Raw genomic sequence first — 21,561 nt, forward strand, 5'->3', positions numbered from 1 at the left:
GGTTCACACCGGTGGACGGGGGCGTTTCGCATGCCCGCACCCCGCGCCCAGGGCCGCAGCGCGGGGTGCCCGCCGTCAGGGGGTCACGCCTCGGGCGACGACGCAGGACGCTGGAGCGACTGGTCCTTCTTGCTCACCTTGCCCACGCCGGTCACGGGGAACTCGTCGACGATGTCGATCACGTCCGGGACCGCGAAGCTGGCCAGGCCCTGTCCCCGGGCGTACCTCTTCAACGCCGTGGGCTTCAGGGGGCCGGGGGCGCCGTCCCGGGGGATGACCAGGGCACGGACCTTCTCGCCGAGCAACTCGTCGGGCATCCCGACGACGGAGACGTCGTGGACACCGGGGTGGGTGAGCAGGACGTTCTCCACGGCCTCGGGGGCGACCTTCTCCCCACCGCGGTTGATCTGGTCCTTCGCCCGGCCCACCACGGTGAGGACGCCGTCGACGAAGGTCACGATGTCACCGGTGCGGTAGAAGCCCTCGGCGGTGAACGACCGGGCGTTGACCTCGGGCGCACGGTGGTACTGGCGGATGGTGTACGGCCCGCGGGTGAGCAGCGCGCCCGGTGTGCCCGGCGGCACCTCGTTGTCGTCCTCGTCGACGACGAGCACTTCGTCGTAGGGGCTCATGGGGCGGCCCTGGGTGGCGACGACCTCGGCGACGTCGGCGTCCAACGGGGTGTAGTTGACCAGCCCTTCCGCCATGCCGAAGACCTGCTGGAGGTTCCAGCCGAGCTCGGGGCGCACGCGACGGGCCGCAGCCTCGGAGAGTTTCGCCCCACCGACCCACACCGTGCGGACACTGCCGAGGTCGTGGGCGGCACGGTCGGGGTAGTTGAGCAGGCTGATCAGCGCCGGGGGAACCAGGGCGAGGTGGGTGACCCGGTGCTCCTCGATGAGCGGCAGGATCTCGGTCGGCAGCGGCCCCGGGGCGAAGACGACGGTCGCACCGACCTGCACGGCACCGAGGATCCCCGGCGAGCTCATCGTGAAGTTGTGGGACGCGGGCAGGGCGACGAGGAGGACGTCGTCGGCGCGCAGGTCGCAGACGTCCACGGAGGCGCGGACGGAGTACAGGTAGTCGTCGTGGGTCCGGGGGATCAGTTTCGGCACTCCCGTTGTGCCCCCGGAGAGCTGCAGGAACGCCAGTTCCTCCGGTGCTCCCGGGGTCTCGGGCGAGGGGCCGTCCGCCGGCCAGGGCTCCACGGCCCGGTCGTCGACGAGCACGGTGGTCAGCGTCCGTCCGTCGGGCAGTGGACGGGCGAGGTCGGCCTGCACCCGGCCCAGGTGCTTGTTCGGGTGGGCGGTGCCGATGTAGTGGGTGGCCGGGGCGTGGGCGGCGAAGTGGCGGATGTCGGTGGCACCGTGGGCGGGGAGGGAGAACACCGGGACGGCCCCGATCCGCCAGAGTGCGAAGACCGTCTCGAGGTAGGCCACGCTGTTGGGCAACTGCACGATGGCGCGGTCGCCACGGCGGATGCCGGCCCGGGTCAGGACGGCGGCGGCGCGGGCGACGGTGTCGTCCAGTTCTGCCCAGGTCAGTGAGCGTACGGCGTCGACGGCGGCAGGCGCGTGCGGCCGTGCCTCGACGGTGCGTCGGAAGAGCTTCCAGTGGGTGTCGCCGTTCCACACACCCAGACGGCGGTAGTGCTCTGCGGCGTCGTGGCTGAATCCGTTGGGGAGGGTGTCGGTCATGGCTGTGGTTCCTCTGTGCTGGTCAGGGCGGAGTGGATGACGGGGGCGATGTGTGCCCAGCCGTCGTCGCCGGTCAGTCCGGCGTGGGTGGTGGGCAGGAACAGGACGTCCGGCTCATGGGGGAGCGTGTTGCGCCAGGCGGGCGCCGGCGCCCAGACGGGGTGGCCGGCCGGGCCGGCCGGCTCGGCGAGGCGGCTGTCGGCGCGGGTGGCGACGAAGACCTGGGCCTTCCCGGAGAACCCCGACATGTCCACCGGTGTCGCGGTCCGGAGCAACCGGTCGCAGAACTGCAGGTTCCTGGTGAGCAGCCCGGCATCGGCGTCGGTCCCGGTGAGGGCCCGGAGTTCGTCCGCAGTGAGCCCGACGGCCGGGTCGGTGTCTCGGTCGGCGCCTGGGGCGGCCGCTCTGCGTGGCGCCTCCCCGGCGGGGTAGGCGTCCATGATGCCGAGGTAGGTCACGGTGTGGCCCCGGCGGATCAGCTCTGCGGTCATCGCCTGGGCGACGACGCCGCCGAAGGAGTAGCCGAGCAGGCGGTACGGGCCCTGTGGATGGACCCTGAGCACGGTGTCGACGTAGCGGGCGGCCAGGCCGGACACGTCGTCGACCTGCGGCAGTGCACCGGGCAACTGCAGGCCGGTGACGGGGATGCCGCCTTCGTCAGCCGCACTGAGGTGCGTGGCCAGACCGCGGAACGGCAGCGCGAGCCCGCCGGCGGGGTGGACGCAGACCAGCGGAGCGCCGGTGCCGGCGGCCAACGGCAGGACGTCCTGACCGGGGGAGACGTCAGGGGCGTCCGAGCCATGCACGTCATCCGGGGCGTCGGGTGCTCCCGGGGCCAGTCGTGCGGCCAGGGCGGCCGGCGAGCCGGTCTCGACGATGTCCTGGATGGTGACGGCCTCCAGACCGTGTGCCCGGAGCCGCCGGAGCTTCCCGAGCAGCCGCATGGCGAGCAGTGAGTGTCCGCCGATGTCGAAGAAGTTGTCGTGCACGTCGACCTCCCCGCGCCCGAGGAGGTCGGCCATGACCCCGGCGATCGTCGCGGCGGTCGCCCCGGCTGCAGTGGCTGGCGCAGTGTCGGCACCTGTGTCGGCCGCATCGCCTGACGCTCCGGCGACGGCGCCCGCATCGTCGGTGCCGGTCGGTGCGACCTGGGTGGGACGCCACGGCGGGGTCACTGCGGCGACGGCGTCGAGTACCTCGCCGACCGTCGTCGCCGGCCCGTCGGACAGGTGGGTGAGCACCTGGGTCAGGATTTGCGCCGCACGCTCGACGAACGCCGGGTCGACCAGGGCCTGCTCGTGCGCCAGCAGGATCCGCGGGGTGTCACCGGGCGGGACGACGACGGAGAGCGGGATGTCGGTCGTGCCGGCGGAGTGGACCCCGGCGACGGCCAGACGTGCCGGGTCGTCACCGCCGGTGGCGTCGTCGAGCGGCGGGAAGTTGTCGTAGACCACGAGGGTGTCGAAGAGGGGACCGACCCCGGCGAGTTGTTCGACGTGCACCAGCGGGGTCGAGGCGTGTGCGGTCATCTCCGCCTGGGCCCGGCGGATGCCGGTGAGCAGGTCGGTGAGCGGGTCGGCACGGTGTAGCCGGACGCGGGAGGGCAGGGTGTTGATGAACAGGCCGACGGTGTTCTCGATGCCCTCGAGTTCGGTGGGGCGACCGGAGACCGTGGTGCCGAAGACGATGTCGTCGCGCCCGGTCAGCGCCGCGAGGGTGAGTGTCCAGGCGGTCTGCAGCACGGTGTTGGGGGTGACCCCGTCCTGCCGGGCTCGTCGCAGCAGACCGGCCGCGGCGTCCGGGGCGATCTCCTGCACGGATTCGCCGCCGACCGCATCAGCTGCGGCGTCGGGTGCGGCCGGCGGGGCCAGGGCAGCGACCACGGTCCCCTGGTCGAGTCCGTCCAGCCGTGAGCGCCAGGCGTCGTCGGCGTCGCGGGGGTCCCGGGCGGCGAGCCAGCGGAGGTAGTCGGAGTACGGCGTGACGGGCGGAAGGGGCTCGTCGTGGTAGATCGCCAGTAGGTCGCGGAGCATCACCGGGGTGGACCAACCGTCGGTGAGCAGGTGGTGGCTGCCGAGCACCAGGCGTGCCGTCGGCGCGGGGCCCGCCTCGTCCGGCAGCAGCACCAGGGTGGCGGTGACCAGTGGTCCGGTGCCGGGGTCGACGGAGCGTGCGGCGGTCTGACGCAGCAGGTCGTCCGCTGCGGTGACGGCGGCGTGGCGGGGCAGCTCCCGGAGGTCGACGGTGCGCCAGGGCAGGGTGACGCTGCGGGGGATCAGCTGGACCGGGGCGTCGCAGGTGGTGCTGTCGAAGCGGGCACGCAGCAGGTCGTGGCGGGTGAGCACGTCGTGCAACGCCGCATGCAGCCGTTCGGGGTCGACGTCGCCGCGCAGGTCCACACCCGCGGCGAGCACGTAGCCGTCGCCGCCGCGGAGGCAGTGGTAGAGCATCCCTTCCTGGAGGGGTGACAGGGGTAGCACGTCAGCCAGTGGCCCGTGGTGCCGCTCCCAGGTGTCGATGGTGGCCTGCGAGACCCCGCCGACCCCGTCGACCCCGTCGACCCCGTCGACCCCGTCGATATGGAGGTCGGACGGGGAGGCTCCGCCGTCGGTGCTCAGCGACAGCATCGCCAGTGCGGTGGCGGCGTCGGTGATCCGGTGCAGCAGGGCGTCTGACCCGCTGGCCCCGTCGCAGGCCCCGTCGCTGTCTCCGTCGCCGGTGTCAGCTGCCGTGGTGAGCGCGAGTCCGGTGTCGCCGACGGTCAGCAGCGGGCAGGCCGCGGCGTGGCCGTGCGGGACCATCCGGGTGTCCCCGCAGGTCACGGTCACCGCAGGCGGCGGGGTCGCGCCGCCTTCCACATCGCCGTCCGTACCGGTGCCGGCGGTGCTGCCGGTGGTGGTAGCGGCGTCAGTACGGGCACGGTGCTCCTTGGCGTGCAGGAGGGCGGTCCGGGCGGAGGCCGGCGCTGTGCCCGGGAGCGCGGGGACGTGGCGGACGGAGCTGAGTGCACCGACCGGGGTGGTCGACGTGGTGCCGGACGGGCCGCGTCGCCCACGGGTGATCAGGTCGACGGGACCGCCGGTCGCCAGCAGGGCGATCGCGACAGCGGCGTCCTCGGCCGTCGCCGAGTACAGCGTGACGAGTCGGGTGAGGGTATCCGGGTGTCCTGGCAGGGGTGCCCGGCGGGTCCGGGCCGGTGTGGAGGTCACGTGCCGGGGTGCCGGTGCCCCGGACCGCCACGAGTGCCCGGTACCGGCCGCCGCCCGGTCACGGGGGCGGCTGCGTCCCGGGAGGTCGTCGGCGAGGGTGCCGGTGAGGATCCCGGAGAGGTCGTCGAGGATCCGTGCGGCGGAGGCGGCGTCGGCCACGCCTGCGTCGACGGCCACCCGGACGGTGGCTCCGTGGTCGTGCCCGTCTGACCCGGTGGAGACCGCGATGCGCCACACCACGCCGGCCGTCGGGTCGAGCGACGCGGTGAGTTCGTCGTCGGTGACGGTAGCGGGTGCGATGAACGACTCCGCCGGGACGAGGGGAACCCGGGGGACGATGAACCGTGGGTTTGCCCGGTCAGTTCGGTCACTCTCGTCGAGGACGGACCGGAGGGCACCGTGGGTGTTCATCAGGGTGGTGACGGCGTGTGCCACGGCAGCGGCCTCCGGTGTGGCGTCGCCGGGGACGCCTAGATGCCCGAGATAGGTCGGCCGGGGACCGGTGACGGTACCGGTCGGCACGGCACCGGTGGCGTAACGCAGAGTCTGGTCGGGATCGGTGCCGGTGTCCGGTGTGGTGCCGGCACTGGTCGTGCTCAGATACCCGGTGGCGGCGACCCGTGTGGCGCCGGCGGCGACATCACACAGGTCGACGCCGGTGAGCAGGTCCTTCGCCTGGATCGCCCAGCCACTCCGGCGGAGCCGTCCTGCGGCGGTGAGGGCGCCGATACTGTCACCGCCGAGGGCGATGAAGTCCCGTCCCAGGTCGACCGTGGTGGTGTCCGGGGCGCCGAGGACGTCGGCGACGACGTCGGCCAGCGCCTGTTCGGCGTCGGTGACCGGACGCCGTCCCGGGGCTCCGGCGGCGTTGGGCTGCTCGGCCGGGTGGGGTGGTTCGGCGGCGAGTGCGGCCAGGGCCGTGCGGTCGACCTTCGCGCCGACGGTGAGGGGAAGCCGGTCGTGCACCAGCACCCGGGTGGGGACGAGGTGGCCCGGCACCAGGGCCGCGAGCTCGGTACGCAGTGCTGCCCCGGTCACTGACCCGGAACCTGTCCCGGAGTCGGTGGTCACGTGTGCGACGAGTCTGAGCGCGCCGGGTTCGCCGACGGTCGCGACGGCGGCGCCGGTGACCCGGGGCAGGGTGAGCAGGGCCGCCTCGACCTCGGCGGGTTCCACCCGGTGGCCGCGGATCTCCAGCTGCTCGTCGGCACGGCCGCGGAAATGGTGGGCGCCGCGGCCCGTCCCGTGCGGCGAGGGGACCCAGGTGACAAGGTCGCCGGTGCGGTAGCGACGGGTGCCGCCGGTGCCGTCGGTGCCGCCGGTGCTGTCGAAGGCGGCGGCGGTCTGGTCGGGGCGGCCGTGGTAGCCGAGGGCCACCTGGGGGCCGGACAGGTACAGCTCGCCGGTCTCGTTTTCGGGGACGGTCTCGCCGTCGGTGTCGAGGATCTCGGCGGTCATCCCGGGGACAGGGGTGCCGATGGTCACCGGGCCGGCGGTGACACGGGCGGACAGTGCGTCGACGGTGGTTTCGGTGGGGCCGTAGACGTTCCACGCCGCGAACGACGGTCCCGACGCCTGCGCGAGACGGTCCCACAGCGACCGGGGTACGGCTTCCCCTCCCAGGATCACGGTTGATACGGGTGACTCATCGAGCACCCCGGCGTCGATCAGGGCACCTGCCAGTGACGGTGTGGCGTCGAGGACGTCGATCCCGTCGTCGATGAGCGCGGCACGCATCGAGGCGGGGTCACCGACCGTGTCGGTGGGGTAGAGGTGCACGGTCGCGCCGGTGAACACCCAGGACAGCTGGTCGATCGCCGCGTCGAAGGAGAACGACGCGGTGTGGGCGACATGCAGGCCGGTGCCGCGTGCCCGTGACCACGTATCCGGGTAGAGGGTGGTGTGGTGCCCGGCGAGCAGGGCCTCGACGGCGGTACGGGGGACCCGGACCCCTTTGGGTGTTCCGGTCGTCCCCGAGGTGTACAGCAGGTACGCCAGGCCCTCGGGCACCGGGGCGCCGGAACCCGGTGAGGGCACCGGCCGGACGCCGTCCTCGTCGAGGACGGCGACGGCCCCGGAGTCGGCGAGGATCTGGTCGCGCCGGGCCTGCGGGTGGTCACGGTCGAGGACGACCGCCACGCGGTGGGACCGCCAGACGCCCAGGAGCGCGGCCGCGAGGTCGGGGCCCTTCGGCAGGTCCAGGGCGATGACGTCGTCGGTCCGGGACCGGCCGGTGACCAGCGCGGCGAATTCGCCGATGCGGGTGGCCAGTGCCGGTCCGGCGAGGTCGGGTGCGGTGCCGCCGACGAGGCGTCCGGTGCCGTACGCCAGGCTGTCGACGAGGTCGTCGAGGCCCGGGTAGTCGTCGGGCAGGGGAGCTCCGGCACGCTCCCGGGCGGCGGTGGCCCGCTCCTGCGGGGTGCGTAGCCGGATGCCGTGCAACGGCCCCTCGGCGGTGAGCAGTGCGCGGATGTCCTCGAGCCGTCGGCGTGCGGTCGTGGCGTCCACGCTCTGCGGGTCGGTCTCGAAGGCGAGGTCCACACCGCCGTCGGACGTCGGGGTGACGACCAGGACGAGGTCTTCCGGAGGTCCGCCGGCGACATTGCGCAGCACCCCGGGGATGCCGTGGAAGTCGAGGCCGACGTCGAAGGTCTTCAGGTTGAGTCCGACGCCGTGCAGGACGGCCGGGGTGCCGAGTTCGCGGGCGAGCTCACTGCCGGGGAAGCGCTGGTGTCCCCGGGCGGCGTCGAGGGCGTCACGGGCCACGCCGGCGAGGTCGGTGACCGTGGCGTCGGCGTCGACGGGGAACCGCAGCGGCAGCATGTTGACCAGCATCGCCGGGGTGCGGCGTAATGCCCCGGAGGTCCGGGCCATCATCGGCATGGCGATCAGCGCCTCGCAGTCGCGGCCCGTGCTTCCCCCGCCTGTGCTGCCGGTGCCGCCCCTGCCGGCGATGCCGAGTTTGCGCAGCCAGGCGGCGTAGGCGGCGACGACGATGTCGGACCACACCAGTCCCCGGCGCTCTGCGCGGGCCTGGAGGGCCCCGACCTCGGAGGCCCCGAGACGCACGGAGGTGGTGATGCTCGCGGTGCCGGCACCGTGGACGAGGTCCTCGCGTCCGGTGGTGTCCGGCAGCGGGTACATCTGCGCGCGCCAGAAGTCCCGGTCCGCCGCGTGGTCGGGGCCCTCGCGGTAGGCGCGGTCGGCGTCGACGATCTCGGCGATGGTGGCGAACCGGTTGCGCCGGGCGGGCTTCCCGCCGGTGAGGGCGGTGTAGTGCGCGGCGGTGCGTCTGGTCAGCAGCGCGGCGCTGTAACCGTCGACGATGATGTGGTGGTACAGCTGTATGCACCAGACCTCGCCGGGTTCGCCGTTGTGGCTGGCGCCGAGGTCGAGGACGAGGTACCGGAACAGGGGCCCGTCGGTCATGGTGCGCCAGCGTTCACCGCAGGCGGCTTTCTCCGCGTCGATGATGGCCTCGGCGGTGAGACGGGGGTCGGGTGCCCCGGACAGGTCGACGATTTCGGGGGGTGAGGCCGGGGCCGGGTCGACGTACTGGCGTGGGCCGTCGGCCCCGTCGGTGAAGCGCAGCCGCAGCGTCTCCGCCTCGTCGACGGTCAACCGGACGGCCTCGGCGAGTGCGGCCGTGTCCACCCCCGGCCCCGCGCCGGGCCGGCCCGTGGGGCCACCGCGGAGCTGGAGAACCTCGCCCACGACGTAGTAGGGCGACGTCGGGTCGAGTCGCTGGGCGTTCCAGATGCCGAGCTGTGCCGCGGTGAGGGGGAGGAGTGACGGGGACGACTGGGGCGACACCGGTGGTCCTTTCAGGATCGAGGGTTGGAGAGGCTTACTTAATATCGAAAGGGGTGGTACAGTCTGCGCGGTCGCCGCAGCGGCGATCCCCAGACACGACGGAAGGCTGACACATGGCTGACATCACCGGTACGACGGACGAGACAGCGGCGGACGAGACAGGCGAGGCCCGGGTGGACGCCACGATGCGGCGACTGCTCGCCCGGGTGGCCGAGCTGCTGAACACCGACGTGTCCGACATCGACACCGACGAGGAGCTCATGGACCAGGGGCTGGACTCGGTCCGCCTCGTGGAGATCGTGACGTTCCTGCGCAGGGAAGGTTTCGACGCGGACTTCGCCGACCTGGCCGAGGACAGCTCCGTCGACGCCTGGCGCGAACTGCTCGTCGACCAGCTCGCCGACGGGCTCTAGGCGTCAGGGCCCGCCGGGCCCACCGGCGAGGGCCTTGAGCGCGGCGCGGTCGAGCTTCCCGTTGGGGCTCACCGGCAGTGCGTTCAGCTCCAGGATCCGGCTGGGCACCATGTACTCGGGCACCTGGCGGGCCAGCCGGGCGCTGAGCTCCGCGACATCGACACCTGCGCTGACACCTGCGCTGACACCTGCGCTGACACCTGCGCTGACACCTGCGCCGGCACCTGCGCCCGTGCCGACGACGAACGCGACGAGGGTGCCCGTGTCGTCGGCGACGGCGGCGGCCATGCGCACCCCGTCGAGATCACGGAGCCGGGACTCCACCTCGCCGAGTTCGACACGGTTGCCGCGGATCTTCACCTGGTCGCCGATACGTCCCAGGAACTGCAGCAGCCGGGTGCCGTCGACCTCCGTCCAGGCCACGATGTCGCCGGTGCGGTACATGCGTCCGCCGTCCACGTCCGGCCGCGGCGAGTCCACGAAGACCTCGTCGGTGAGCTCCGGGCGGCCGGCATAGCCGTTGCCCACCTGCGGGCCGGAGACGCACAGCTCGCCGGGCCGGTCCCACCGGTCGGAGGCCGGGTCGACCTCGTCGCCGTCCTCGTCGATGACGTACACGCCCACGTTGTCCTCCGGCAGGCCGAGCAGACTGGCGCGGTCGTCGAAGTCGGGTGCGCCGACGAGGGCGTCGGTGTACTCCACCCAGGTGACGTCCATCGCCGCCTCCGTCGGGCCGTACAGCCCGTGGACACGGCAACCGATCCCGTCCCGTGCGCGGCGCACGACGTCGGCCGGGACGGCTTCACCGCCGAGCAGGAGATGCCGGATCCCCGACAGGGACGACAGGGGCGTGCCGATGTCGTCGAGGACGTCGAGCAGGACCCGCATCAACGACGGCACCATCGACAGGACGGTCACCCCGTGGCAGGAGATCATCTCCACCATGGCGTCGACGTCGCCTGGCCACCAGTCCGGCCCCGGGACCACGGTCGTGCCGCCGGTGGACAACGGGCCGAGGAGTTCGGCCACGCCGACGTCGAAACTGACCGGGGCCTTCTGGAGCATCCTGATCTCCCCGGAGTCCCCGGTGTCGGCGGTGTCCCCGGTTTCCCTGAGGACCCGGCCCATCCACTGCAGGTGCGCGCACACCCCGAGGTGGGTGTTCAGCGCGCCCTTGGGGGTTCCGGTGGTGCCGGAGGTGTAGATCAGGTAGCAGTCGTCGGTCGGGAGGACCGGGCGGGACAGGTCGCCCGGCCTGAAACCCGGCCCGTCCTCCGACAGGAACGCCCGCCCCAGCGGGGAATCGTCGGTGACCGTCCCGCCCACCGGCGGAGTCGCGAGGTCGGTCGCCGCGGGCAGTGACGCGCCGCCGAGGGCGAAGGCGGCGGCCGGGTCACAGTCCTCCAGGATGAAACGGACGCGTTCGGGCGGGTACGAGGCGTCGACCGGCACGTAGACGGCGCCGGCCCGGATGACGCCGACGGCGACCACCGGCAGCCACCCGCACCGGTGGGCCAGCACGACCACACGGTCACCGGTGCCGATGCCCTGTGCGCGCAGGTACCGGGCGACGGCGCTGGAGCGGCGGTCCAGCTCGGCGTAGCTGAGCGTCCCGCCGTCGCCGACCACGGCGGGACGTCCACCCCCGCCGGTGACCGTGCGGTGGAGCAGCACGTCCAGCGTGGTCGGCTCGATCGGGGCGGCCGGGCCGAAGCGCAGGTCGCCGGGGCAACCGGTGTAGAAGGACGTCGCGGTGTCGGGTGCGGTCACAGGAGGGTCCTTTCGGGACGGGAGGGGGAGTGTCGCAGGTCGTCCGGGGCCGGTGCCGCCCCGGCACCGAGTCCGGCGAGGACGCGGTCGGAGAGTTCACCGAGGCAGCTGAGGTTGGCCATGCCGGGACCCTGGGCCATGCCGGCGAGGGTGGGGAGGAACAGCGTCGGGGACATCCCGGACAGCGACAGGTCCGGGCCGATCCGGTCCTCGACGGTGGCGGGGGTCACCGCCCCGCCGCAGGCCCCGATGAGCCGGGCGACGACGCGGTCGTCCATCATGCGGGTGAACCACAGCGGGGAGTTGCCGCGGGCGTCGACGACGAGGTCGACGACCTCCGTCCGGTGGCCGATGTGCAGCTCGGCCAGGCCGTCGCGGTCGTGGACGGCGTTGACCCGGCCGCGGAGGTGGCTGACGCGGTCCTCGGCCATGAGTTTCTCCTGGACCTGGGTGGAGAACACGCCGCGGTCGCAGCGGGTGACCACGTCCCGGCGGGCGTCGTCGTCCAGGTCCGTCCAGAGCCGGGGGTCGGTGTAGAGCTCGTTCTCGAAGGGGCCCTCGGCCCGGGTGAAGATCGTGGGGGTGGGGGACACCACGGCGATGTCGACGACGTCGTGGGTGATGAGCTCCTCGACGACGCTCGCGGCGGTCTCGCCGCCGCCGATGACCGCCACCCGCGACGCCGTGGGCAGCTGTGCCGAGGACACCGCCTGCCAGAACCCGGCCACCGAGTAGATGGTGGGCAACGGGGCGATCCGCCGGTCGGAGCGTCCGGGGCCGGTCATCATCAGGGTGTCGGCCTCCAGCGACGAGGTGGTCCCGTCGATCCGGTCGACGGTCAGCGACCAGCCGTCCGGGTCGTCTGCCCCGCGCAGCCCGATATGCGTGACCTGGCCGTTGACCAGGGTCATACCCGTCGTCTCCGCCGCCCAGCGCAGGTAGTCCGCCCACAGGTAGTGCCGGGGGTTGGGGTGGCCGTGGTCGACCCACCAGGCGTAGCGGTCGGTGTCGACGAGGAACCTGGTCCACCCGATGTCCAGCAGTGCCCGGTCGACGGCCCGGTTCGCCCCGGTGCCACCGGCGATCCGGGTGCGGTAGGGGAACCCGATGTCCTTGGTGGGGGAGGTTCCCAGCTGGTGGCGGCCGTCGGTCCAGCCACCGCCGGAACGCCAGTTGCCGCCGACGCCCTGGTGGTCGACGACGGTGACCGTCGGCGCAGGGAGGCCCAGGGTGCGCAGGGCGTGGGCCTTGGCGTGGACGGCGACGGCCTTGGGGCCGGCGCCCAGGACGACGAGCGAGGGGGAGAGTGGGGTCGGCGACGGATGCGGCACGGTGAGGGGTGCTCCTGTGATTCGGTGGTGCGCGGACACGGCGTGTAGGCGCAGGGTACTCTGTAACGGCAGCCCTTATCAAAGGGTAGGAATCCCTAACTAGCGTACATGCTGCATGACCAGCAGGAGAGGGAAACACCCGTGACCGAGAAGAACACCCCCATGCCGGGAACCCCGGACCTCAGCGTCCTGCACCGGCTGCGCACCGACGTCCCGGATAGCGGGGTCCTCGACACACCACCCCGGATCCCCGCGGAGTACCTGCAGGGCACAGACGGGATCTCACTGCGCGTGGCCGACCCGGAGACCGACGCGGAGACGGTGTCGCGGTGGATGAACCGCCCGCACCTGGTCGAGACCTGGGACCAGGCCTGGAGCGCACCGGCCTGGGCCGCCGACTGGCGGGCGAAACTGTCGACCACCTACGCGGTGCCGTTGATCCTCAGCTACAGCGCCGACGGGGAGCGGCGGGACGTCGGCTACATGGAGATCTACCGCCCCCACCGCGACGAGATCGGCCTGGCGTACCGCTCCGAACCCCATGACCTCGGATTCCACGTCGCCGTCGGGGAACCCACGTTGACCGGCAAGGGCATCTTCGGCCCGTTCGTCGGTGCCTTCGCCCGGCACCTGCTGCACTCCGACCCCGCCTGCCGCCTGGTCATCGCTGAGCCGGACGTGACCAACCACCGGGTCCACCGGGTGCTCCACCGGGGTGGCGGCGTGGACGCCGGGCAGTGGCAGCAACGTGCCGACCGGCGCGTCCGGCTCTTCTTCTGGCCGGGCGCCGGCGTTGACCCGCTGTCCCGGCTGCACGGTGCCCCGGAGGACGGCGACCTGGCCTGATCAGCCTGACTGGCCTGACGTGTCAGCCGGTGATGAGCCTGCCGGTGACACCGCTGCCCACCCGCCCGGCCCTGCCGCCGGTGCTCTTCGGGTCGGTCACCCCGGGCAGGCGTACCAGGGTCGAGCCACCGGTGTGTTCCCGCTGCAGGCGCTTGGCCACCGCGAAACCGTTGACCTCGGGGAGCTGGGTCAGGTCGACGGTGACGTCCGGGGTGGCAGGGGTCCCTGCCGTGCCTGCGACGCCACGGAACAGGTTCCTCGCGCGCGCGTCCACGGGGTCCGGGGTGGCGTCCGGGGTGCTCTGCGGCAGCCCGGCGTCGATGAGCCGTGCCAGTGCCGCCAGGCTGACCAGCGTCTGTTCCAGGTGCGGCCACAGCAGGACACCGCCGGCACCGCCGCGTTCGTCGACGACGGTCACCCGGGCGAGCCGGTGCGTGCCCAGGATCACGTGCGGTACACCGTCGACGGGGCGGACCGGGCCGGACACCGAGACCTTCGCCGGACTGACCTCCACCGTCGCTCCGGTCGCCGTCGGCTCTGCCGGCTCTGCCAGCTCTGCCGGCTCTGTCGCCGTCTCGATTCCCCCGCGCAGTATGTCGCGGACCGACTCCAGCGTCTTCCGTACCGCGGGACCTCCGGTCAGCAGTGCGTCGGTCAGGTCGACGTGCGGGGCGGGCACCGGGAGATCCCGGTCGAGTCGCCCGACGGTCCGGTCGTCGCCGGGGGACTGTGCCGGCGCGGCGTCCCGTGCCCGCAGGACCACCGGTGCGGCGGGGAGACCGGCGGCGGCACGTGCCAGCAGCACGGCGGCCACCAGGATCTCGCCGTGCCCGACCCCCAGCTGTGCCGGGAGCAGACGGAGCAGGGCGTCGGGGTCGCTGACGTCGAAGGTCTTGTAGGTCGACGGCCCGCCACCGGCGAACGGGGCGGGCGGGGCCGTCGCGGCCCGCCGTCCCCAGTCACCGCTGGGCTCGACGGGGGTGCCGTCGAGCAGCGACCTGGCGTCGTCCACCACCGTCGCCCACGACGCGGCGTCGACGACACCGCGGTGCACGCACAGCAGCAGGCGGGTGTCCGAGAGTCTGCTGACCCGCCAGACCCGCCCGGTGGCCGGGTCCAGGGAGGACGCCAGGGATCCGGGGCCGGTGCCGTCGGCCGCGATGACGTCGGTGGCGGGGACCGGGGCCTCGTCGGGGACAGTGACACTACAGCCAGTGCCGTCTGTGCCGTCACTGCCGTCACTGCCGTCGGTGGTGAGGATGGCGCGCAGCGCCCCGTGGGTGCCGGACAGGCCGTCGACGAGGGACCGCAGAGTGTCGTCCCCGACAGGGCCGGTGGTGTCGAGTGCCGTCCAGTACACGGCGGAGGTCGGAACCGGTGGAACCCTGAAAGTCATGCCTTGCAGGTTACCGGAGCGGTTCTCCTCAGAGTTCGCCGACGACCGCGACCTGCGACCCGTGGAAGACCAGTGGGGTCTCCGACGGGGCCTGCCCGTGGACGCGGTCGACACGCAGGACGGCGGTGGTGTGGTCACCGGTGTCGATCTCGTTGACGACCCGGCCGGTGAGGTGGGCCGCGGCGTCGTCGACGAGGACCGCGCCGCGGTCGCTGGTCCACCCGACGGTGTCGAAGCGGCTGTCGACCGGGCCGGCGAGTTGGCGGACGTGCCCGCGGTGGGCCCTGGTGAGTACCGAGATCCCCAGATGGTCGGCGGTGCGGAGCAGGGGCCAGGTCCGCGAGGTCTTCTGCACGCTCACCGCGACGAGGGCAGGTTCCAGCGACAGTCCCACATAGGAGCCGACGACGAGGCCGACGGGGCGGCCGTCGACGAGGGCGGCGACGGTGGTGATCGGGGTGGGGATCGAGGCCCAGGCGCTGCGCAGGGACAGCGGCGTCGGGGTGTGCTCGGGCGCGGTCTGGGTGGTCGCTGTGGTCATGGGGAGCTCCTGGGGTCGTCGTGGTGTGGTCCGGCACCACCGAGTAGACCATGCGGTCTGTCCGGTGGCGAGGATTCGGGATCGGGGTGAATGGAATTGCCGGCACAGCTCGTCCGCAGCTCGTCCCACCGCGTTCGCCAGTCGCCCGGAGTTTCCGGTCGGGCGGTCAGGGAGTAGGTTTGCAGGGGTTCTGGCGACGGGACCATGAGACGGGACGACAGCGGCACGACGACTGCAGGAAAGCTGCAGGACAGCTGCGGGACAGCGGAGGAGGATGGTAGGCGTGGCCGACAAGAGCCAGGCAGACGGCGGGACCGGTGACACGACGGACGGACGGCGGTCCGGGCGTGGAGGTCCGCGCCGGCGGACCTGGGGTGGGCCGGCGGTGCCGGTGGTCCTCGCGTTCGTCGCCGTCGCGGTCGCGGCGGTGAACCTGCGCGCCGGAATCGCCTCGCTCGGCCCGGTGCTGTCCGACGTCCTCGACGCCTTCGGTACCTCCAGCTCCTACGCCGGTCTGATCACGGCACTGCCGGGCGTGCTCTTCGGCGTGATGGGGTTGTGCGCGGTTCCGGTGGCGCGCCGCCTGGGGCTCAGCCGCACGATCGTCACCGGCATGGTCGTGTCGCTGGTGGGCCTGGCGGTACGTCCGTGGGTCGGGACGACCGCGGTGTTCATCGTGCTCACCGGCCTGGTCGTCGCCGGTATCGCACTGGGGAACGTGCTGATCCCGGCCTGGGTGAAGAACTACGGCGGGCGCCGGACGGTGGCGCTGATGACGGTCTACGGCGCCCTGCTCGGTGCGTCGGGCGCCGCCGGGCCGCTGTCCGCCCTGTGGTTCGACGGGGACGACGCCTGGAAGTGGACGCTGCTGGTGTGGGCGCTCCCGTGCCTGGTCCAGGTGCTGGTCTGGGTGCTCGTCGCCGTGCGTACCGGTGCGGACTTCCCCGGCGGCCGGAAGACCTCCACCGACGGTGACGCGATCCCCTCACCGCTGCCCCAGCCGACCCCGGAGGAGGTGCAGGCACTGGCGCGGACCTCGCTCTGGCGTGCACCGACCGCGGTCTTCCTCACCCTGTTCTTCGGTATCCAGGCGATGAACGCCTACCTGCAGATGGGCTGGTTGCCGCAGATCTACGTGGACTCCGGGGTGTCCCGGGACGTGGGCAGCATCGCCCTGGCGTTGGTCGGCGGGCTGAACATCCTCGGCGGCATCGTGATGCCCACCGTCATCGACCGCGCCCGCAGTCTCGCCCCGTTCCCGGTCCTCTTCGCAGTCCTCACCGCCGCCGGCTACCTGGGGATCCTGCTCGCGCCGACAGCGGCACCCCTGGTGTGGGCGTTGATGCTCGGGTTGGGCGGCTTCTGCTTCCCGACGGCGATCGCCTTGATCACCGCGCGCAGCAGGTCGTCGCTGGTGACCGCGCGGCTGTCCGGCTTCGTGCAGCCCATGGGATACTTCATCGCCGGTGTCGGCCCGTTCCTCATCGGCCTGGTTTACGGACGCACCGGTGACTGGACCGGGATCCTCGTGGCCCTGATCGCCGTCGCGGTGCTCATGGGGGTGCTCGGGGTGCGCGCCGGGAAGGACACCCTCATCGACGACGAGCTGCTCGCGGCACGCTGAGGGGGCTCGCCGGGCCGTGTTCCAGAGACCGTACCCAGGACCGTGCCCGGTACCGTGCCTAGAATCATGTCATGAACCGTGCCAGTAAGCGTCCCAGTAAGCGTGCCGGGAACCGTGCCGCAGTCACCGTCGTACCGTCGCCGTTGCGCACCACCAAGGCGCAGGTCCTCGCCGCCGCCGTCGCCGGCGTCCTGGGGTGGGCGGTGACCGGCACCGTCATGGACAATGCGTTGGGGGTCATGGTGGGGATCACCCTGGGGGAGGTCGTGTTCCTGGTACTGTCCACCAGCACGTTGTGGCCGATGGCTCCGCAGGAGACGGCGAGGGCGGCGACCCGCGAGGACCTGGCCCCGTTCGCCGACGAGGTGCTGGTCGTCCTCGCCGCGGTCCTGGCGATGGTCAGTGTGGTCACGCTCCACCTGGGCACAGGTGAGGACGGGTCGGGGCACTCCGCACAGGCGGTGATGACCCTTGTCGGGGTCTTCGGGGCGTGGGCGTGCGTCCACCAGACCTACGCCGTCCACTACGCGCACCTGTACTACGTCGACGAGGACGGGGGCATCGACTTCGGCCCGGGCGGGGCACCGTCCTACGTGGACTTCCTGTACGTCAGCTACGCCGTGGGAATGACCTACGGCGTCACCGACTCGACCGTGACCTCCCGGGACGTCCGCAAGGTCGTGCTGCGGCACGGTCTCGTGTCGTTCGTCTTCGGCATGGTGATCCTCGGGGCGGCGATCAACCTGGTCACCGGCATGTTCGGGCTGGGCTGACGGCGCCGTCTGGTCTCACGGCCGCGGACGGCCCTCGATCCAGTAGGCCACCCAGTCGACGAAGGCGGTGTCGACGCCCCACTCGTCGACGGCCACGCCGCGCACGGCCTTCGCCAGGCCCGCCTCACCGCTGGCCCACACGTACTCTGCCGCGGCGGACGGGTGCCCGTCACCGGCGGCCTTCCGCAGGTGCGCGGTCACGGCCTCGGCCTCCATGCCGGGGGAGGTGTAGATGATCTGCAGGGAACCGACCCGCTCGGCCCAGTCCTCCGCCAGCCCGCCCTCCAGGTCGTCGGGGGAGTGGGCGACGACCACGAGGTGGTACCTCGGCAGGTCGTCGGGGTGGTGGTCCTCGGTGAACTCCAGGACCGTCCGCAGCGCGGGGACCGCCGACGCATCGGCGACGAACAGGGGGCGTTCGGCGTGCCGGATCCAGATGGCGTTGCACAGCCACACCCCGGCGGTGGCGCCCGGACGGACCGCGGCGACCCAGTCGGCACCGGGGCCGGGGTGGTCGTGGTGCATCACTACGTCCAGGTCGATCTCCCCGGCCTCCTGGCGCAGGTGGCGGACGGTGTACCAGCGCAACCCGGGGCGCACGTCCTCGTCGAGGGCGGCGACGGCGGCGCGGATGTTGCGTCCGGCGGTGTCGAAGGGGGCGAAGTCGCGGCCGTCCTGCGGCATCAGCAGCCCGAAGAACTCGTCGGGCCCGGTGAGTTCCAGCTCGTGGAACTCGTCGGAGGCCAGGGTGAGCCGACGCAGGTTCGGGGCGACCGGTTCATTGGCGGTGACGGTCACCGGGACGAGTCGCCCACCGAACTCGTCGGCCGGTTCGGTGCCCTCGGTGGGGTCCCTGCGCGGATGCTCGCGCAGTTCGGTGTCGCGGACGGCGCTGGCGGGTGTGGTGGCCATGGTGGTTGTCCTCCCGGTGCTCGGTGCTCGGTACTCGGTGCTCAGTGGTCGGTGCCGGCGGGGCGGTCGCCGGTCTCGGGTGGTGCGGACGGGACGATCAAGGGCCCGCCGACGACAGGGTCGTCGATGACCACGGCGTCGAGGTCGAAGACGTCCTTGAGCAGGCGCGGGGTGATGACCTCGGCGGGGCTGCCGGCGGCCTCGACCGCGCCGTCGCGCATGACCACCAGATGGTCGGAGTACCGCACCGCGAGGTTGAGGTCGTGTAGGACCATGACCACGGTGCGGTCGAGCCGCCGGCGGAGTTCGCGCACCAGGTCCAGGACCTCGATGGAGTGGGAGAGGTCCAGGTAGGTCGTCGGCTCGTCGAGGAAGAGCACGTCGGTGTGCTGCGCCAGGACCATGGAGATCCACACCCGTTGGCGCTGGCCACCGGACAGCGAGTCCACCGGCCGGTCGGCGAGGTCGGCCACGGAGGTCATCTCGAGGGCCGCCGTCACCTCCTCCTCGTCGGTGGACGACCACTGCCTGATCCAGCTCTGGTGGGGGTGCCGGCCCCGGGAGACCAGGTCGGACACCAGCAGTCCGGGTGGTGCGACCGGTGACTGCGGCAGGACGCCGATGATCCTGGCCAGGTCCCGGCGCTTCATCGCGCCGATGTCGGTGGCGTCGAGGTGGACGTCGCCCGAGCGGGTGGGCAGCAGCCGGGCCAGCGAGCGCAGGAGCGTGGACTTGCCGCAGCCGTTGGGGCCGATGATCGTCGTCACCGCACCCCCGGGGAGGCTCAGCGACAGGTCGTCGATGACCGGGGTGCCCTTTCCGTAACCGACGGTGAGTCCGGAGGCGGTGATGGTGTTGGACCGGGTGAGGGTCGGGGTCTGGGTACTCATTCGGTGGAGGTCCTCCGGTTGTTCTGGACGAGGAGGTAGATCAGGAACAGTCCGCCGACCGCGGAGGTCAGCAGCCCCACGGGGAGTTCGACGGGGAGCAGCGACTGGGTGGCCATGTCGGCGAGGACCAGCAGGCAGGCGCCGAACAGGGCGGAGGCGAGCAGCGGCGGGGTGGGGCGGCCGCAGAGGCGCTGGGCGATCTGCGGTGAGACGAAGGCGACGAAGCCGATCGGTCCGGCGGCGGAGACGGCGACGGCGGCCAGGGCCACGGAGAACACCAGCAGCGCGACCTGGACCCCGGTGACGTTCTGGCCGAGCGACCGGGCGACGTCGGGGCCGAGGACCCCGGCGAGGAGCTGGAAGGAGATCCACGCGAAGACCGGTGCCCCGACCAGCACGAGGATGATGACCGGCAGCGCCCGGGTCCAGTTCGTGGCGTTCAGTGACCCGGACAGCCACAGTTGGGCCGTGGCGGCGTCGCGGAGATCGGCGCGGGTCATCAGGAAGTTGATGTAGGCCATCAGCAGCGCCGAGATGATGATGCCGGAGAGGACCAGACGGAAGGGGTCCATGCCCCGCCGGTAGGCGAGGACCCAGATCGCCAGTCCGGTGAGCAGCCCGCCGGCCAGGGCGGCGACCGGGATGCCGACCCCGGACAGCCATCCGACGAGTCCGCCGGAGGCACCGCCACCGAGCACGATGATGGTCACGGCCATCGCGGAGGCGCCGGTGGTGATGCCCAGGATGTCCGGGCTGGCCAGGGCGTTGCGGGTGACCGACTGGGTGAGTGCACCGGACAGTCCCAGTGCGGCACCGACGGCGACACCGCTCACCGAGCGGGGCATCCGCCACTCGAAGACGACGAGTTCCTCGATACGGGTGGGGTCGACGATGAGGTCGCGGAGCACGCTGAGGTGCAGTGCGTCGAAGAACCGTGCCCCGATGACCTCGCTGACCCGGACCGGGGTCAGCGGGTAGTCACCGAGACAGATCGACGTCAGGAACAGCACGACCGCGGCGACGGCCAGGCCGACGGTGACGGCGACCTGCCGCGGCCGCCACACCGTGGACAGTGCGCCGATCCGGAACGCGGGGCGCCCCGGCACCCGGCTGCTCCTGACGGGCGTGCCGGTGGTCGTGTCGGTGGGGGTCACAGTTGCACGACCTTTCTGCGCACCAGCATGTAGATGAACAGTGGTGCGCCGACGAAGGCGAGGACGATACCGACCTGGAGCTCCCCGGGGCGGGCGACGAGACGTCCGAGGACGTCGGCGTAGATCAGCAGTGTCGCCCCGCCGAGTGCGGAGTAGGGGAGGATCCAGCGGTAGTCCGGGCCGGTGACGGCGCGGACGAGGTGGGGGACCACCAGGCCGAGGAACGCGATCGGTCCGGCGGCGGCGGTGGCGGAGGCGGCCAGCAGGGCGATGACGACCATGCCGGTGGCGCGGGCGGCGCGGGTGTTGACCCCGAGCGCGGAGGCGACGTCGTCCCCGAGGTTGAGGAGGTTGAGTTGCGGGCCGGTGGCGAAGGCGAGCAACAGGCCGACGACGATGACCGGGAGCACGCCCCAGAAGACCCCCATGTCGCGTCCCGCCACCGAGCCGACCGTCCAGAAGCGCATGCGGTCGAGGTTGTTCTCGTCGGTGAGGACCAGGGCGCTGATGATCGACTGGAGGACGGCGTTCAGGGCGGCTCCGCCGAGGATCAGGGTCAGTGGGTGGACGTTCCCGCCACCGACCGACGCCAGCCCGAAGACCACGAACGTCGCCGCCATCGCGCCGCCGAAGGCCCAGGCCGCGGTCGCACCGGTGCCGGTGACGTTGAACAACGCGAAACTGGTGACCACGGCCAGTGACGCCCCGGCGGAGATGCCGAGGATGCCGGGGTCCGCCAGGGGGTTGCGGGTGTGGCCCTGGATCAGGGCGCCGGCGACACCGAGGGCGGCGCCGACGACGATGCCGATCAGGGTGCGTGGGAACCGGAGTTCGGCGATGACCTGGAGGTCGGGGTTCTCGATCCGGTCGTCGCCGAGGGCCGATGGCAGCTGACGGAGCGCGTCGAGAAGGACGTCACCGGGGATGACGCGGGAACCGTAGGCGAGGCTCAGCAGGAAGCCGACGGCGAGGAGGGCGACCAGGCCTGCCAGGCCGAGGAGCCTGCGGTGCCGCAGGGCCGCTGTCGCGGAGACGGGGACACCGGTGGTTCCCGTGGTTCCCGTCGTCATCGGGCCCCTTTCACTCGTGGTGGACGAGCGTGGTGGCACAGGAAAACCCCTGCCGTCACGCTTGAGGATAGGTTCACCTTAGATGGTAGGTGAGCCTCGCGCAATGAAAGCAGGGGCGGTGC

Annotated in this window: 14 protein-coding genes; 4 read left to right on the forward strand and 10 right to left on the reverse strand. The window is 72.2% G+C overall.

Translation table 11 applies throughout. From position 1 onward, the window contains the following. Positions 1-83: 83 nt before the first annotated feature. Together MUN33_RS03740 and MUN33_RS03745 are read right to left on the reverse strand one after the other, a co-directional pair. Positions 84-1,697, reverse strand: a complete 1,614-nt coding sequence (locus MUN33_RS03740; RefSeq protein ID WP_244803570.1) for a (2,3-dihydroxybenzoyl)adenylate synthase — start codon at positions 1,695-1,697, stop codon at positions 84-86. Next, a complete protein-coding gene (locus tag MUN33_RS03745; RefSeq protein ID WP_244803571.1) occupies positions 1,694-8,719 on the reverse strand; it encodes a condensation domain-containing protein in 7,026 nt (2,341 codons plus the stop codon). Before MUN33_RS03745 ends, MUN33_RS03740 begins: the two co-directional genes overlap by 4 nt. A 113-nt stretch (positions 8,720-8,832) precedes the next feature. On the opposite strand from MUN33_RS03745, the gene MUN33_RS03750 reads away from it, so the two are divergent. After that, complete coding sequence (locus tag MUN33_RS03750; RefSeq protein WP_244803572.1) at positions 8,833-9,132, forward strand: phosphopantetheine-binding protein; 300 nt, start codon at positions 8,833-8,835, stop codon at positions 9,130-9,132. Between the two features lie 3 nt (positions 9,133-9,135). Here the strand turns inward: MUN33_RS03750 and MUN33_RS03755 are convergent, their stop codons facing one another. Together MUN33_RS03755 and MUN33_RS03760 are read right to left on the reverse strand one after the other, a co-directional pair. After that, complete coding sequence (locus MUN33_RS03755; protein ID WP_244803573.1) at positions 9,136-10,902, reverse strand: amino acid adenylation domain-containing protein; 1,767 nt, start codon at positions 10,900-10,902, stop codon at positions 9,136-9,138. After that, positions 10,899-12,233, reverse strand: coding sequence for a SidA/IucD/PvdA family monooxygenase (locus MUN33_RS03760; RefSeq protein ID WP_244803574.1), 1,335 nt, complete (start codon positions 12,231-12,233; stop codon positions 10,899-10,901). Before MUN33_RS03760 ends, MUN33_RS03755 begins: the two co-directional genes overlap by 4 nt. 141 nt (positions 12,234-12,374) lie before the next feature. On the opposite strand from MUN33_RS03760, the gene MUN33_RS03765 reads away from it, so the two are divergent. Continuing rightward, positions 12,375-13,079: a GNAT family N-acetyltransferase gene (locus MUN33_RS03765; RefSeq protein ID WP_244803575.1), complete on the forward strand. Its 705-nt coding sequence runs from the start codon at positions 12,375-12,377 to the stop codon at positions 13,077-13,079. Between the two features lie 22 nt (positions 13,080-13,101). Here the strand turns inward: MUN33_RS03765 and MUN33_RS03770 are convergent, their stop codons facing one another. Continuing rightward, positions 13,102-14,475, reverse strand: coding sequence for a hypothetical protein (locus MUN33_RS03770; RefSeq protein WP_244803576.1), 1,374 nt, complete (start codon positions 14,473-14,475; stop codon positions 13,102-13,104). 28 nt (positions 14,476-14,503) lie between these two features. After that, entirely contained in the window at positions 14,504-15,016 is a 513-nt protein-coding gene (locus tag MUN33_RS03775; RefSeq protein ID WP_244803577.1) for a flavin reductase family protein, read from the reverse strand. Positions 15,017-15,401: 385 nt separating this feature from the next. Here MUN33_RS03775 and MUN33_RS03780 point away from each other — a divergent pair, with 385 nt between their 5' ends. Together MUN33_RS03780 and MUN33_RS03785 are read left to right on the forward strand one after the other, a co-directional pair. Beyond that, positions 15,402-16,640: an MFS transporter gene (locus MUN33_RS03780; RefSeq protein WP_244803936.1), complete on the forward strand. Its 1,239-nt coding sequence runs from the start codon at positions 15,402-15,404 to the stop codon at positions 16,638-16,640. Between the two features lie 71 nt (positions 16,641-16,711). Beyond that, positions 16,712-17,413: a DUF1345 domain-containing protein gene (locus MUN33_RS03785; RefSeq protein WP_244803578.1), complete on the forward strand. Its 702-nt coding sequence runs from the start codon at positions 16,712-16,714 to the stop codon at positions 17,411-17,413. A gap of 15 nt (positions 17,414-17,428) precedes the next feature. Here the strand turns inward: MUN33_RS03785 and MUN33_RS03790 are convergent, their stop codons facing one another. The 4 genes from MUN33_RS03790 to MUN33_RS03805 are packed head-to-tail and all read right to left on the reverse strand — an operon-like array spanning position 17,429 to position 21,439. Then, positions 17,429-18,325, reverse strand: coding sequence for a siderophore-interacting protein (locus MUN33_RS03790; RefSeq protein WP_244803579.1), 897 nt, complete (start codon positions 18,323-18,325; stop codon positions 17,429-17,431). Positions 18,326-18,366: 41 nt separating this feature from the next. Then, positions 18,367-19,215, reverse strand: a complete 849-nt coding sequence (locus MUN33_RS03795) for an ABC transporter ATP-binding protein (RefSeq protein ID WP_244803580.1) — start codon at positions 19,213-19,215, stop codon at positions 18,367-18,369. Further along, positions 19,212-20,369 carry a FecCD family ABC transporter permease gene (locus MUN33_RS03800; protein WP_244803581.1) on the reverse strand — a complete coding sequence of 386 codons (1,158 nt, stop codon included), beginning with the start codon at positions 20,367-20,369 and terminating at the stop codon, positions 19,212-19,214. The genes MUN33_RS03795 and MUN33_RS03800 overlap by 4 nt, the downstream gene beginning before the upstream one ends. Further along, positions 20,366-21,439 (reverse strand): FecCD family ABC transporter permease, encoded by a 1,074-nt coding sequence (locus MUN33_RS03805; protein WP_244803582.1) that lies wholly within the window; start codon positions 21,437-21,439, stop codon positions 20,366-20,368. The genes MUN33_RS03800 and MUN33_RS03805 overlap by 4 nt, the downstream gene beginning before the upstream one ends. Between the last annotated feature and the right edge of the window lie 122 nt (positions 21,440-21,561).

The organism is Corynebacterium kalidii (assembly GCF_022869005.1).
Taxonomy (GTDB): domain Bacteria; phylum Actinomycetota; class Actinomycetes; order Mycobacteriales; family Mycobacteriaceae; genus Corynebacterium; species Corynebacterium kalidii.

Excerpts from the sequence above, each read along its gene's own strand:
- MUN33_RS03775 (WP_244803577.1), bottom strand. The coding sequence starts at position 15,016 with ATGACCACAGCGACCACCCAGACCGCGCCCGAGCACACCCCGACGCCG.
- MUN33_RS03785 (WP_244803578.1), top strand. The coding sequence starts at position 16,712 with ATGAACCGTGCCAGTAAGCGTCCCAGTAAGCGTGCCGGGAACCGTGCC.
- MUN33_RS03795 (WP_244803580.1), bottom strand. The coding sequence starts at position 19,215 with ATGAGTACCCAGACCCCGACCCTCACCCGGTCCAACACCATCACCGCC.
- MUN33_RS03770 (WP_244803576.1), bottom strand. The coding sequence starts at position 14,475 with ATGACTTTCAGGGTTCCACCGGTTCCGACCTCCGCCGTGTACTGGACG.
- MUN33_RS03805 (WP_244803582.1), bottom strand. The coding sequence starts at position 21,439 with ATGACGACGGGAACCACGGGAACCACCGGTGTCCCCGTCTCCGCGACA.
- MUN33_RS03790 (WP_244803579.1), bottom strand. The coding sequence starts at position 18,325 with ATGGCCACCACACCCGCCAGCGCCGTCCGCGACACCGAACTGCGCGAG.
- MUN33_RS03750 (WP_244803572.1), top strand. The coding sequence starts at position 8,833 with ATGGCTGACATCACCGGTACGACGGACGAGACAGCGGCGGACGAGACA.
- MUN33_RS03740 (WP_244803570.1), bottom strand. The coding sequence starts at position 1,697 with ATGACCGACACCCTCCCCAACGGATTCAGCCACGACGCCGCAGAGCAC.